The sequence below is a fragment of the Hydrogenophaga sp. Root209 genome, assembly GCF_001428625.1.
Classification (GTDB): domain Bacteria; phylum Pseudomonadota; class Gammaproteobacteria; order Burkholderiales; family Burkholderiaceae_C; genus Hydrogenophaga.
Genome location: NZ_LMIE01000022.1, coordinates 148,606 through 162,374, shown reverse-complemented (window position 1 = coordinate 162,374; position 13,769 = coordinate 148,606). Strand labels below are relative to the sequence as shown.

Below are 13,769 nucleotides of genomic sequence, written 5' to 3'. Positions count from 1 at the left end.
CATGAAGAAAAGGCGGCCTGCGGGCCGCTTTTTTTTGCGCCACGTCTTGCCTTGAGCAGCCGATAGACTCAAAGCCACATGACCCTGCCGCTCTACAGCCTCGTCCTCCTGCCTTTCGTGGGCAGTCTCGTTGCCGCTCTGCTGCCCTCGAACGCTCGAAACACCGAGTCCACGTTGGCCGGTGTCATCGCGCTGTTCTGCGCGGTGCAGGTCGCTTTGCTGTTTCCCGAGGTCTCGTCCGGTGCGGTGATTCGCGAAGAGATCATCTGGCTGCCTTCGCTGGGCTTGAATCTCGTGTTTCGCGTGGACGGGTTCGCGTGGATGTTCTCCATGCTCGTGCTGGGCATTGGCGCGCTGGTGGTGCTGTACGCGCGTTACTACATGTCGCCCACCGACCCGGTGCCGCGCTTCTTCTCGCTGCTGTTGGCGTTCATGGGCTCCATGAGCGGCGTGGTGCTTTCGGGCAACCTGATCCAGTTGGTGGCGTTCTGGGAGCTGACCAGCCTGTTCTCGTTTCTGCTCATCGGCTACTGGCACCACCGCAGCGACGCGCGGCGCGGCGCCCGCATGGCGCTGACCGTCACCGGCACCGGCGGCCTGTGCCTGCTGGCCGGCGTGCTGGTGCTCGGCGACATCGTGGGCAGCTACGACCTGGACGTGGTGCTGCGCGCGGGCGATGTGATCCGTGCCCATCCGCTCTACAGCACATCGCTGGTGCTGATCCTGCTGGGGGCGCTGACCAAGAGCGCGCAGTTCCCGTTTCATTTCTGGTTGCCTCATGCCATGGCCGCACCCACGCCGGTGTCGGCCTACCTGCACTCGGCCACCATGGTCAAGGCCGGGGTGTTCCTGCTGGCGCGGTTGTGGCCGGTGCTGGCCGGCACCGACGAGTGGTTCTGGATCGTGACCGGCTCAGGCCTCATCACCCTGCTCATCGGTGGTTTCGCGGCCATCTTCCAGAACGACCTCAAGAGCCTGCTCGCCTACTCGACCATTTCGCACCTGGGGCTCATCACCACGCTGCTGGGACTCAACAGTCCGCTGGCCGCCGTGGCGGCGGTGTTCCACATCATCAACCACGCCACCTTCAAGGCCTCGCTGTTCATGGCGGTCGGCATCATCGACCACGAGACCGGCACACGCGACATGCGCCGCCTGAGTGGCCTCTGGCGCTACATGCCCATCACCGCCACGCTCACCATGGTGGCCGGAGCGGCGATGGCGGGCGTGCCCTTGCTCAACGGCTTCATCTCCAAGGAAATGTTCTTCACCGAAGCGGTGTTCGTCAACGCCGCACCCTGGTTCGACAGCCTGCTGCCGGTGGCCGCGGTGGTGGCCGGTGCCTTCAGCGTGGCGTATTCGCTGCGCTTCACCGTCAACGTGTTTTTTGGCCCCGACACCTGCCACGCGCTGCCGCGCACGCCACACGAGCCGCCGCACTGGATGCGCGTGCCGGTCGAACTGCTGGTGCTCGCTTGCCTGGTGGTGGGCGTGCTGCCGCAGTGGTCCATCCAGGACATCCTCTCCACCGCGGCCACGCCGGTGGTGGGTGGGGAATTGCCCCCCTTCGATCTGGCGGTGTGGCACGGCTTCAACCTGCCGCTGTGGATGAGTTTCCTTGCGCTGGCCGGAGGCATCGTGCTCTTCGTGTTGCTGCGCCGGCCGCTGCAGACGGGGCGCATCAAGCGCACGCCGGTGCTCAGCTGGGTCAGTGGCAAACGCGTGTTTGAAAGCACCCTGGCGTTCATCACCGGTGCCAGCCGCTACCTGCAGCGCGTGCTGGGCACACGGCGCCTGCAGACCCAGCTGCTGCTGTTGGTGCTGGTCACCTTGCTGGCTGCGTTCGCGACCTTGCGTGGCGTCGGCGGGTCGACCTGGCTCGCGGGTGAGCGGCGTGTGTTGCCGTTCTCGCCCATGTTTGCGCTGCTCTGGCTGGTGGGCATCGGCAGCGCCATCGGTGCGTCGTGGCAGGCCAAGTACCACCGGCTGACGGCGCTGGCCCTCATGAGCGTGGCCGGTCTGGTCACGGTGGTCACCTTCGCCTGGTTCTCCGCGCCCGACCTGGCCTTGACGCAGCTCTCCGTGGAGGCCGTGACCACGGTGCTGATCCTGCTGGGTCTTCGCTGGCTGCCCAAACGGTTCGAAGAAGTCGATCGCAGGCAACCGCTGCACAAGCGCTTGCGCACCAGTGCGCGGCGCGGGCGTGATCTGGCCGTGGCGCTGACCGCCGGCAGCGGCATGGCGGCGCTGTCGTATGCGTTGATGATGCGCGACTTCCCGCAGAGCATCTCTCCGTTCTTCCTGGAACGCGCCATGCCCGAGGGCGGCGGCACCAACGTGGTCAACGTGATGCTGGTGGACTTCCGCGGCTTCGACACGCTGGGCGAAATCGCTGTGCTGGGCACCGTGGCGCTCACGGTGTATGCGCTGCTCAGGCGCTTCCGGCCCGCGCCCGAGAGCATGGACCTGCCGCCGCAGCAGCGGGCCCTGCCCCCCGACCTGATGACCGATCTCGTGAATGCACAGACCGCCACCGACACCGCACGCGGTTACCTGTTGGTGCCCGCCGTGCTGGTGCGGCTGATCCTGCCGATCGCAGCCGTCATCGGTGTGTACCTTTTCATGCGCGGGCACAACGAGCCGGGGGGTGGCTTCGTGGCCGGGCTGGTGCTCTCGACCGCGTTCATCCTGCAGTACATCGTCTCGGGCACCCAGTGGGTCGAGGCCAACATCAGCCTGCGGCCCGTGCGCTGGATTGCGGCCGGCCTGCTGCTGGCCACCGCCACCGGCCTGGGCTCGCTCTTCTTCGGCTATCCCTTCCTCACCACGCACACCGCCCACCTCGATCTCCCGCTGCTGGGCGAGATCCACGTGGCCAGTGCGCTCTTTTATGACATCGGCGTGTTCACCCTGGTGGTGGGCGCCACGCTGCTCATCCTCACGGCGCTGGGCCACCAGTCGGTGCGCGGCCACCGCCGCGTGAGCACCGACGCCCGGGGTGCCGGTGGACAAATCCAGGGAGACCTCTGATGGAAATCGTGCTGGCGCTGGCCATTGGTGTGCTAACCACCTGCGGCGTGTGGCTCATGCTGCGCCCCCGCACCTTCCAGGTGATCATGGGCCTGGCGCTGCTGGGCTATGGCGTGAACCTGTTCATCTTCAGCATGGGGCGGCTCTCGGTGGACAGCGAGCCGATCCTGGTGGCCGGGTTTCCGCCCACGTTCGAGTTCTACGACGACCCCATGCCGCAGGCCCTGGTGCTCACCGCCATCGTGATCGGCTTTGCCATGACCGCGCTGTTCCTGGTGGTGATGCTGGCCCAGCGGGGCTTCTCCGGCAATGACCATGTGGACGGTCAGGAGGATGGCGAATGACGGCTTTGGCCCAGGCCCTCATGCCGCACCTGATGGTGGCTCCCATACTGCTGCCGCTGCTGGCGGCCTGTCTGCTCATGTTCGTGAGCGAGCGCCGGCACCGCACCAAGGCCACGCTGGGCCTGCTGGCCACCGCCGCCAACCTCTGCGTGGCGGTGCTGCTGGTCTTCTGGGTCAAGGCCGGCGACGAGCCCAGCGCCTTCGGCATCTACCTGCCGTCCAACTGGGACGTGCCCTACGGCATCGTGCTCGTGCTGGACCGGCTCTCGGCCCTGATGCTGGTGATGACGGCGCTGGTGGCCCTGATGGCCCTGCTGTTCTCGCTGGCGCGCTGGCACAAGGCGGGTGCGCATTTCCACCCGCTGTTCCAGATCCAGATCATGGGCCTCAACGGTGCCTTCCTCACCGGCGATCTTTTCAACCTGTTCGTGTTCTTCGAGGTCATGCTCGCCGCCTCCTACGGTCTGCTGCTGCACGGCTCCGGGCCGGCTCGCGTGAAGGCCGGACTGCACTACATCGCCATCAACCTGGCCGCGTCTTCGCTGTTCCTCGTGGGTGCCGCCCTGATCTACGGCGTGTCGGGCACGCTCAACATGGCCGACCTGGCCGCGCGAATTCCCGAGGTGCCCGACGCCGACCGGGCCTTGCTGCACGCGGGCTGTGCCATCCTCGCCGCGGCCTTTCTGGCCAAGGCGGCGATGTGGCCGATGAACTTCTGGCTCGTGCCCGCGTACGCGAGTGCCAGCGCGCCGTCGGCCGCGGTGTTCGCCTTGCTCACCAAGGTCGGCATCTATGTGCTGCTGCGGCTGTCGACGCTGCTGTTTTCCGACCATGCGGGTGAGTCGGCCGGCTTCGGCAGTGAATGGCTGCTGTGGGGCGGCCTGACCACCCTGGCCTGTGGCGCCATCGGCATGATGTCCGCGCAGCGACCGGCGCGCATGGCGGGGTTTGCGGTCATCATCTCCTGCGGCACGCTCATGGCCGTGCTGGGGCTGGCACAGCCCGCGGTCACGGCCGGTGCGCTGTACTACCTGCCGGTGTCCACCTTCGCGGTGGCGGCGTTTTTTCTGCTGACCGAGCTCATGGAGCGCTCGCGCCAGTCCGATCCGGCACGCGAGAAGGCGCCGGAGGACGAAGAAGACCACCTGCCGTTTTCCCTGGCCGAGCTGGAGCTTCCCCGCGGCGCCAATCTGGACGAAGACGAGGTGCCGCTGGTCGGGCGCGCCATCCCCGCGTCCACCGCGCTGCTCGGTCTGGCCTTCATCGTCTGCACGCTCCTGCTGGCTGGCCTGCCCCCGTTCTCCGGCTTCATCGGCAAGTTCGCCATGCTCTCCGCCTTGCTGGACGCGCCCGGCGCGGCGGTGGCGCCCGTGAGCTGGTTGTTCATGGCCTGCATCATCGTCTCGGGTCTGTTGGCGCTGCTGGCGTTGTCGCGCACCGGCATCCGCTTCTTCTGGGCGCCGGTGGATCGCCCACCCCCGGTGCTGCGCGTCGTGGAGTACCTGCCGATCGCCTTGTTGATCGCGTTGTGCGTGGTGTTCACCGTGCGTGCCGAAGCGGTGATGCGCTACACCAGCGCCACGGCCGCCGCGCTCTACCAGCCCCGCCTCTACATCGACGCCGTGATGAGCTCGCGGCCCTTGCCCACGCCCACCAACGCCGATCGGCTGGGCCTGCCTGTGCCGGGGGTGGCGCGATGATGCGGCGCCTGTTCCCCGCACCGCTGTTGTCCCTGGCGCTGGTGGCCCTGTGGCTGCTGCTCAACAACTCGCTCGGCCTGGGTCAGTGGTTGCTGGCCCTGCTGCTGGGCTGGCTGGTGCCCTGGCTCACGCATTCATTGCGTCCCACGCCCGTGCGCTTCAGCCACCCGCTGGTGGCGCTGCGTTTGTTCTTCCGGGTCGGGCGCGACGTGATCGTCTGGAACTGGCGCGTTCTGTTGGGCACGCTGGCACCCGCGCACAAGGTGCCCCAGGGCGGCTTCGTGGTGGTGCCGCTGGACCTGCGCGATCCCAACGGCCTGGCGGTGCTCGCGGCCATCATGTGCGTGATCCCCGGCACCATCTGGTCCGAACTCGCGCTGGACCGCAGCGCGCTGCTGGTTCACATGTTCGACCTGGACGACGCGCAGGCCGAGATCGACCTGATCAAACACCGCTACGAGCAGCCGCTGATGGAGATATTCGAATGACCCCGGTGCTGTTTGCCGCCATCGTTTTTGCGCTGTCCTGCTACGCGCTGGCCATGGGCCTGTCGCTGTTGCGGCTGTACCTTGGTCCCTCGGCGCAGGACCGTGTGCTGGCCATGGACCTGATCTGCACCATCGCCATGTTGATGATGATGGTGCTGGCCATCCGCTACCGCAGCTCGATGTATTTCGAAGCGGCGCTGCTGATCTCCATCTTCGGCTTCATCGGTTCGGCGGCCATGGCCAAGTTCCTGTTGCGCGGCGAGGTGATCGAATGAGCGGCAACCTGTCCTGGTGGATCGATGTTCTGGTGGCGCTCCTGCTGGTGCTCAGCGGCGTGTTCACCCTGGCGGCGGCGGTGGGCGTGTTGCGCTTCAAGACCTTTTTCCAGCGCATGCACCCCCCGGCGCTCGCGTTCACCTTCGCCGCCTGGTGCGTCACGCTCGCGAGCATCGTCTACTTCTCGGCGCAGGACGACAGGCTCGCACTGCGCAGCTGGCTCATCATCATCTTTCTGGCGCTCACCGTGCCGGTGACCACCATCCTGCTGGCGCGCACCGAGCTGTTCCGCCGCCGCACGTCCACCGGTGGCAGTGGCGAGATTCCACCCCCGCTGAACCACGAATCGGCCGCGCCCGCCGACCCCCAACGCTGATCTGGCACCGATCAGGCCGTCGTTGAAGCCAGCAGCCCGCGCAGCACGGCTGCCGTGGCTTCGTCCGCCGGGAAAAACGTCTCGAGCGCGAGCTCCTGCAAGGTGATGTCCACCGGCGAGCCGAACACGGTGGTGGTGCTCACCAGCTGCAGCACGCCGTGCGCGGTGTGGAACTGGAACGGCATCAGCACACCCGGGTGTTCGCCAGGCAAGGCCACGTGTTCCGTGCCCAAGGCATCGGGGTAGCCCTTGAGTTCTTCCAGCAGCGCGGCCAGCACCGCGTCGCCGGTGGCCCGGATCTGCTGGCGCAAACGCTCGAACAGGTGCTCGCGCCACTGCCGCAGGTTGGCGATGCGCGGTGCCAGGCCCTGCGGGTGCAGGCTCAGTCGCAGCACATTCACCGGGCCTTGCAGCAACTCGGGCGCGGCCCCCGCCATGAGCATCGGCACAAGGCGGTTGTGCATCAGCAGATTCCAGTGGCGGTCCATGGCCAGCGCGGGGCAGGGCTCGTGGCATTCGAGGATGCGCTGAACCGCTGCGCGGGCCGAGGCCATCTCGGGGTCGTCCAGTGGGCGCGCGCGGTACATGGGCGCAAAGCCCGCCGCCACCAGCCACGCGTTGCGCTCGCGCAGCGGCACGTCCAGCCGCTCCACCAGGCGCAGCACCATCTCGCGGCTCGGGCTGGCACGACCGGTTTCCACGCAGCTCAGGTGGCGCGTGGAGACCTCCGCCACGTGCGCCAGGTCCATCTGGCTGAAGCGTCGGCGCTGGCGCCAGTGGCGCAGGTGTTCACCGAATGTGGAGGGAGGGGCGCTGCGGTGGGGGAGGGCAGAGGTTTCCATGGCCGCCATGTTAGGCCGCTCCAGTTGCCGCTTCCATGACCTGTGAGGTCATCGACGCGGTGCGCGACCATGTCCACGATGAAGGCCTCTTCAACCCCGCAAGGAGTGCTTCCATGTCCATCACCTCTCAACTCTCTTCGCCCACTGTGCTGCGCCGCGTGCTCGCATTCGATGCCTTGTCGGGCGCCGGCACCGGCGTGCTGCACCTGCTTCTGGCGTCCACGCTCTCGACCTGGTTCGGCCTGCCTGAGGCGCTGTTGCAAACCTCGGGTGTGGCGATCTTCGCGTTCGTGGCGCTGGCCGGCTGGCTGGCGCTGCACGCTGCGCCCCCGCGCGGGCCGCTGATGTTGATCGTGTTGCTCAATTTCGCCTGGGCACTCGGCTGCCTGTGGCTGGCGTTCGGCGCTGCGCTCAATCCCACCCCACTGGGCATGGCCTACCTGCTGGTGCAGACGGTGGTGGTGTTCGTGCTGGCCGAACTGCAATGGATGGGATGGCGCCAGCTCGCCACCGGCGAGCGCATGCCGTTCGCTGCCTGATCCCTTGCCGCAAAGAAAAAAAGCGGCCCGAAGGCCGCTTTTTTTGCGTGCGAAGACAGCGATCAGCGGGTGCCGGTCACTTCCACGTCAACGCGGCGATCGGGCTGCAGGCAGGCCACGAGTGCGGCGGTGCGCTTAGTGCCTTTGCAGTCACCCGGTTTGGTCACGGGCATGGTTTCGCCCTTGCCAACGGCGGAAATCTTCGAACCATCGAGCTTGCCCGAGGTCACAAGGTAGTTCTTGACGGCCGTGGCGCGCTCTTCCGACAGCTTCTGGTTGTACGAATCGGACCCCAGACGGTCGGTGTGGCCTTCGACGGTCACGGTCTGGTAGTTGGCGCTGGAGAGGTCACGGGCGAACTTGTCGAGGTCGGCGCGGCCTTCGGGCTTCACCGTGGAGGCGTCAAAGCCGAACAGCGACTCGGCCGACATGCTCACGCGCTGGGGCACGGGTGCCGGTGCGGGCATGGGGGCCGGTGCCGGTGCCGGTGCCTGCACGATCGGTGCGGGCGCCGGTGCCGGTGCCACATAAGGCGCAGGGGCTGCGGCCACGTAGGCAGGAGCGCGGTTGAACGGGAACACCAGGCCCACGGTGACCATGTCGACGTTGGTGCGGCCGGCGCTGGCGGTCTTGACCCGGTAGCGTTCGATTTCAGCGCGCAGCCACATGGAACGGTTCAGTTCGTACTGAACGCCCAGGCCGACCTTCACGTCGGTTTTGCTGTCGCGGCTGCCCTGCACACCGGCGGCGGTGGCACCAGCGCCCGAATAGTTGCTCTGGGTGCGGCCATAGGCAGCGCCCACGCGACCCAGCACGGAGAAGCGCTCGGTGATCGGCAGCGTGCCCACCAGATCCAGGTTCAAGCCATGGCGGCGGGTGCTGTTGTTGAAGGCGCCAGCGGGCGTGGTCGACGAGAAGCTGGTTTTGCCCAGATCGTAGTAACCACCTTCAAGCGCGATGTTGCGGTTGAACTGGTAACCACCGAAGAGCTTGTAGCCGGTGTCTTTTTCGTCGCTGCTGAAACCGCTGGCCGGGCCGTTGGCGCCCAGCAGGCTGTTCGCAACACCGGGCTCGTCCACCTTGGCACGGGCTTCACCGGCGGACACGCCACCGTAGAAGAAACCGGGTTCCTGGTATTGACCCGACGATTGGGCCGAAGCCGATGTGGCGGCGACCGAAAGGATGGCGAGTGTCAGTGCACTGAAGGCGTGACGGGATTTCATGTGGGGCTTTCGAGAGACTGTGAGCTTCGTTTGCACGAAGGGAATTTGCAGCGGCGACGCACTTGTGAGCGAAGGGCGTTTCGTTGTCTGACGCGTTTTTAGTTGGGCGCCCCCAGTGGGTCTGTGCGTTTGCAGACACAGCCTGGCGAGGGTTGTTTTGTGGACACACGTGCCCGCAGATTTCTGCATGAATCGTTCATCGGGTGTTCGCCAGCGAACAGATGGCACGTCAACGAACCCCTAGGCTGCACTCACACCGACGGAGTTCATGCAAAGCGCATGTGTTTCTTCGGTCCGACCGTGCAACTCAAGCAACCGCTCAAGCCCCGGTCACAGATTCCACAAGGAACACACATGAACAAAGTACTTTTGCTGGCCGTTGTTGCCACCACCTTCGCCCTGGCCGCTTGCGATCGCGAACCCGTGATCGTCAATGCACCGGCTTCCACCGTGCCCGGCCCCGCAGGTCCTGCAGGCGCAACGGGTGATACCGGCTCCACGGGCTCCACGGGTTCCACAGGTTCGACCGGCTCGATGGGCTCCACGGGTTCCACCGGAGCAACGGGTGACACCGGCGGCACTGGTGCAACCGGCAGCACGGGCGCCACCGGCGACACCGGCAAGACCGGCGGCGGTACCGTGATCGTTGTGCCACCTGCAGAACCGGCCAAATAATCGGTTTCTGTTCAAAACAAGGAGATAGCCATGAGCATTGGAACCATTCTGTTGATCGTTCTGGTCTTGCTGTTGCTGGGCGTGATTCCCAGCTGGAACCACAGCCGCAGCTGGGGCTACGGTCCCAGTGGCGTGCTCGGCGTGGTGTTGATCATCGTGGTGGTGTTGCTGCTCACGGGCAGGCTCTGACACGCTGCGTCACCCGCATCGGGTGAGCCGTCTCTCCAAGAAGCCTCCGCGGGTTCGCCCGCGGGGGCTTCTTGCATGGATGCGCCGCAAATCACTACTGTCAGCGCGGACACCGTCCCTGCTGACAGAATGGATTTGTCAGCCCTTGCCTTCACCTGGAGTTTTCATGGCCACACCCGCCCGTTTCGCGCACCCGTTTGCCAGCACCGTCAAGACCTTCAAGACCGCTTCGGGCAAGAACGGGCGCTTCTACTCTCTGCCCGCGCTGACCAAGCAGTTCCCCGAAATCAAGCGACTGCCGGTGTCGCTGCGCATCGTTCTGGAGAGCGTGCTGCGCCACTGCGACGGCGAGCGCGTGATGCCCGAACACGTGGCCCAGCTCGCGCAGTGGAAGCCGCAGGGTGAGCGCACCCAGGAAATCCCTTTCACCGTGGCGCGCGTGGTGCTGCAGGATTTCACCGGCGTGCCCCTGCTGGCCGACCTGGCCGCCATGCGCAGCGTGGCCGAGCGCCTGGGCAAAGACCCCAAGAAGATCGAGCCGCTGGTGCCGGTGGACCTGGTGGTCGACCACTCCGTGATGGTGGACCACTACGGCACCAAGAGCGCGCTCGACCTCAACATGAAGCTGGAGTTCCAGCGCAACCGCGAGCGCTACGAGTTCATGAAGTGGGGCATGCAGGCCTTTGACACCTTCGGCGTGGTGCCACCGGGCTTCGGCATCGTGCACCAGGTGAACCTGGAGTACCTGGCGCGCGGCGTGCACCTGAAGGGCGGCCTGTACTACCCCGACACGCTGGTGGGCACCGACAGCCACACCACCATGATCAACGGCATCGGTGTGGTGGGCTGGGGCGTGGGCGGCATCGAGGCCGAGGCCGCCATGCTGGGCCAGCCGGTGTATTTCCTCATGCCCGACGTGGTGGGCTTCGAGCTCACCGGGCGGCTGCGCGAGGGCGTGACCGCCACCGACCTGGTGCTCACCGTCACCGAGATCCTCAGGCAGCACAAGGTGGTGGGCAAGTTCGTTGAATTCTTCGGCGAAGGCACCGCCTCGCTGGCCCTGCCCGATCGCGCCACCATCGCCAACATGGCGCCCGAGTACGGCGCCACCATGGGCTTCTTCCCGGTGGACAGCAAGACGCTCGACTACTTCCGCGGCACCGGCCGCAGCAAGGCCGAGATCGAGGCGTTTGAAGCCTACTTCCGCGCGCAGGGCCTCTTTGGCGTGCCGGGTGCGCCCGGCGCCTCCATCAAGGCCGGCGAGATCGACTATTCGCAGGTGGTCAAGCTCGACCTGGGCCAGGTCACCCCCAGCCTGGCCGGCCCCAAGCGCCCGCAAGACCGCATCGAGCTGGGCCAGGTGGCCAGCCAGTTTGCCGAGCTCTTCAGCAAACCCAATGCACAGAACGGTTTCAACCGCCCCGCGGCCCTGCTGCACACGCGCTACCAGCCCGGCAGCAGCGACGAGGTGGACACGATCGCGCCCGGCAAGGAGCGCACCACGCCGCCTGGCGCGCCGCGCTTCGTGGCCGAGATGGAGGCCAACAAGCCCACGCTGGCCTCCGCCGCCGCGCTGGCAGCGCCCACCACGGTGACGGTCAACAAAGGGAGCAAGCTGGCCATCGGCAACGGTGACGTGCTGATCGCCGCCATCACCAGCTGCACCAACACCTCCAACCCCGGCGTGCTGCTCGCGGCGGGATTGCTGGCGAAGAAGGCGGTCGAGGCGGGCCTGAAGGTCAAGCCGCACATCAAGACCTCGCTGGCCCCCGGCTCGCGCATCGTCACCGAGTACCTCACGCAGACCGGTCTGCTGCCCTACCTGGAAAAGCTGGGCTTCTCGCTCGCGGGTTACGGTTGCACCACCTGCATCGGCAACGCGGGCGACCTCACGCCCGAGCTCAACGAGGTCATCACCAGCAACGACCTGATCTGCGCGGCCGTGCTCTCGGGCAACCGCAACTTCGAGGCGCGCATCCATCCCAACCTCAAGGCCAACTTCCTGGCCAGCCCGCCGCTGGTGGTGGCGTACGCGATTGCCGGCACCGTGATGAAAGATCTGATGACCGAGCCGTTGGGCAAAGGTAAAGGCGGCAAACCGGTGTACCTGGGCGACATCTGGCCCTCCAGCGACGAGATCTACCAGTTGATGAAGTTCGCCATGAACGGACGGGCCTACCGCGAGAACTACGCCCTCGTGAAGTCCGAGCCCGGCAAGCTGTGGGAGCGCATCAAGGGCGTGAGCGGCAACGCCTACACATGGCCCACCAGTTCCTACATCGCCGAGCCGCCGTTCTTTGCGTCTTTCGAAATGGCGTTGCCGGCCGCAACCGAGCCACCCACGGTGCGCGGCGCGCGTGTCATGGCCCTGTTTGGCGACTCCATCACCACCGACCACATCTCGCCCGCGGGCAACATCGCCGAGAACTCGCCGGCCGGCCGGTGGCTGCTGGCGCGCGGCGTGCTCAAGGCCGACTTCAACAGCTACGGCGCGCGCCGCGGCCACCACGAGGTGATGATGCGCGGCACGTTTGCCAACGTGCGCATCAAGAACCTCATGCTGGCCGCCGGTGCCGACGGCTCGCGCGAGGAGGGCGGCTGGACGATCTACCAGCAGGAAGGTGTGGGCCACGGCCAGAAGATGAGCATCTTCGACGCCGCCATGCGCTACCAGGGCGCGAAAATTCCGACCGTGATCTTTGCCGGAGAGGAGTACGGCACCGGCTCCAGCCGCGACTGGGCCGCCAAGGGCACGCAGTTGCTCGGCATCAAGGCCGTGGTGGCGCGCAGCTTCGAGCGCATCCACCGCTCCAACCTGGTGGGCATGGGTGTGCTGCCGCTGCAGTTCAAGGCCGGCGATTCGTGGGAGGGCCTGGGGCTGCGCGGCGATGAAACCGTCGATGTGCTGCCGCACCCCGATCTCACGCCCCAAAGTGATGCACGGCTGGTGATCACGCGCGCCGATGGGTCGAGCAAAACCGTCACGGTGACCTTGCGCATCGATACACCGGTGGAGGTGAACTATTACCGAGAGGGCGGAATCCTCCCCTACGTTCTCAGGCAATTGTTGAGCGCTTGAGCCCGATGCCGCAAAGCGGCATGATGTGTTGTCCGTCGCACCAGGAGCCGCCATGCGAAAGCCTGCCTTGTACAGCCCGTCCCACCGAGCGGGGTCTTCGCAAACGGATGAGCGCGCAGCCCAGGCGGCCGAGCCCGAACCCACACCCGCGCCAGCGGGCCGCGTGCGCCGCTTTCGCCAGGCCAGCGCGCGCGCGGCGTCCAGCCCGCGCGTGATGTGGTCGGCCATGGCGCTGCTGGCCGCGCTGTTGAGCGCCAGCGTGTGGCAGGCCGGCGTGGGCGGCCCCAAGGCCCTCACGCAGAAAGACATCGACGCAGCTGTGCTGCGCACCCTCACCACACAAAACCTGCCTTCGCGCGCGGCGCGCGCGGCCGAGAAGATCCGTCCCGCCGTGGTGCGTGTGATGTCCTACGCCAAGAACAGCGAGGGCAAGGAAGTGGAGCAGGGCGTGGGCACCGGGGTCGTGATCACCGACAAAGGCATCATCCTGACCAACCTGCACGTGGTGCAGACCGCCCTGAGCGTCAAGGTGGTGTACGCCGATGGCTCCGAATCACCCGCCACCGTGACCGGCGCGCAGCCTCACAACGACCTGGCCGTGTTGCAGGCACAGATCATTCCCGACGACCTCATCGCGGCCACCATGCGTTCGACCAACGACCTCGTGCCCGGCGAAGAGGTGGTGGCGGTGGGCTTTCCCTTCGGCATCGGACCCTCGGTCTCCTCGGGCGTCATCTCGGGCTTTGACCGCGCCTTCAAGTCGCCCGAGGGCGTGCAGGAAATCGGCAACCTGATCCAGTTCGACGCGGCGGCCAACCCCGGCAACTCGGGTGGCCCGCTGGTCACCATGGACGGGGAAGTCATCGGCATCGTCACCGGCATCCTCAACCCCACCAGCCACCGCACCTTTGTTGGCATCGGTTTTGCCGTGCCCATCGAGAGCGCTGCCTCCGCCGCCGGCCTGCCCCCTTTCTGAACCCGTTTTTCTGAACCTTCATACCTCGCTCT

General features: G+C 66.4%; 13 protein-coding genes. 11 read left to right on the top strand and 2 right to left on the bottom strand.

Annotated features, from left to right (window positions below):
* The first annotated feature begins 84 nt into the window (after positions 1 to 84).
* From ASE11_RS12275 to ASE11_RS12250, 6 genes are read left to right on the top strand one after another with little or no spacing between them, the layout of a single operon-like run.
* Positions 85 to 3,030 carry a monovalent cation/H+ antiporter subunit A gene (locus tag ASE11_RS12275; protein ID WP_056272199.1) on the top strand — a complete coding sequence of 982 codons (2,946 nt, stop codon included), beginning with the start codon at positions 85 to 87 and terminating at the stop codon, positions 3,028 to 3,030.
* Positions 3,030 to 3,374, top strand: coding sequence for a Na+/H+ antiporter subunit C (locus ASE11_RS12270; RefSeq protein WP_056271445.1), 345 nt, complete (start codon positions 3,030 to 3,032; stop codon positions 3,372 to 3,374). The genes ASE11_RS12275 and ASE11_RS12270 overlap by 1 nt, the downstream gene beginning before the upstream one ends.
* A complete protein-coding gene (locus tag ASE11_RS12265; protein WP_056271440.1) occupies positions 3,371 to 5,074 on the top strand; it encodes a monovalent cation/H+ antiporter subunit D in 1,704 nt (567 codons plus the stop codon). The genes ASE11_RS12270 and ASE11_RS12265 overlap by 4 nt, the downstream gene beginning before the upstream one ends.
* Positions 5,071 to 5,562 carry a Na+/H+ antiporter subunit E gene (locus ASE11_RS12260; protein ID WP_082585701.1) on the top strand — a complete coding sequence of 164 codons (492 nt, stop codon included), beginning with the start codon at positions 5,071 to 5,073 and terminating at the stop codon, positions 5,560 to 5,562. Before ASE11_RS12265 ends, ASE11_RS12260 begins: the two co-directional genes overlap by 4 nt.
* On the top strand, positions 5,559 to 5,837 hold the full coding sequence (locus ASE11_RS12255) for a K+/H+ antiporter subunit F (RefSeq protein WP_056271433.1): 279 nt from the start codon (positions 5,559 to 5,561) through the stop codon (positions 5,835 to 5,837). The genes ASE11_RS12260 and ASE11_RS12255 overlap by 4 nt, the downstream gene beginning before the upstream one ends.
* The gene (locus ASE11_RS12250; protein ID WP_056271430.1) at positions 5,834 to 6,214 is read left to right on the top strand and encodes a Na+/H+ antiporter subunit G; all 381 of its coding nucleotides are present in this window, start codon (positions 5,834 to 5,836) and stop codon (positions 6,212 to 6,214) included. Before ASE11_RS12255 ends, ASE11_RS12250 begins: the two co-directional genes overlap by 4 nt.
* 11 nt (positions 6,215 to 6,225) lie before the next feature.
* On the opposite strand, the gene ASE11_RS12245 is transcribed toward ASE11_RS12250, so the two are convergent.
* Entirely contained in the window at positions 6,226 to 7,065 is an 840-nt protein-coding gene (locus ASE11_RS12245; protein ID WP_414842449.1) for a helix-turn-helix domain-containing protein, read from the bottom strand.
* A gap of 104 nt (positions 7,066 to 7,169) precedes the next feature.
* Here ASE11_RS12245 and ASE11_RS12240 point away from each other — a divergent pair, with 104 nt between their 5' ends.
* Entirely contained in the window at positions 7,170 to 7,595 is a 426-nt protein-coding gene (locus tag ASE11_RS12240) for a hypothetical protein (RefSeq protein ID WP_056271427.1), read from the top strand.
* Between the two features lie 62 nt (positions 7,596 to 7,657).
* Here ASE11_RS12240 and ASE11_RS26890 read toward each other — a convergent pair whose 3' ends face one another.
* Entirely contained in the window at positions 7,658 to 8,818 is a 1,161-nt protein-coding gene (locus ASE11_RS26890) for an OmpA family protein (protein ID WP_056271424.1), read from the bottom strand.
* A gap of 354 nt (positions 8,819 to 9,172) precedes the next feature.
* On the opposite strand from ASE11_RS26890, the gene ASE11_RS12230 reads away from it, so the two are divergent.
* The 4 genes from ASE11_RS12230 to ASE11_RS12220 all read left to right on the top strand — a co-directional run bounded on the left by ASE11_RS12230 (position 9,173) and on the right by ASE11_RS12220 (position 13,737).
* Positions 9,173 to 9,493 (top strand): hypothetical protein, encoded by a 321-nt coding sequence (locus tag ASE11_RS12230; protein WP_056271420.1) that lies wholly within the window; start codon positions 9,173 to 9,175, stop codon positions 9,491 to 9,493.
* Between the two features lie 30 nt (positions 9,494 to 9,523).
* Entirely contained in the window at positions 9,524 to 9,682 is a 159-nt protein-coding gene (locus ASE11_RS25370; RefSeq protein WP_069047099.1) for a DUF3309 family protein, read from the top strand.
* A gap of 166 nt (positions 9,683 to 9,848) precedes the next feature.
* Positions 9,849 to 12,761, top strand: coding sequence for an aconitate hydratase (locus ASE11_RS12225; RefSeq protein ID WP_056271418.1), 2,913 nt, complete (start codon positions 9,849 to 9,851; stop codon positions 12,759 to 12,761).
* Between the two features lie 52 nt (positions 12,762 to 12,813).
* Positions 12,814 to 13,737 carry a S1C family serine protease gene (locus tag ASE11_RS12220; RefSeq protein WP_056271415.1) on the top strand — a complete coding sequence of 308 codons (924 nt, stop codon included), beginning with the start codon at positions 12,814 to 12,816 and terminating at the stop codon, positions 13,735 to 13,737.
* Positions 13,738 to 13,769: the final 32 nt, after the last annotated feature.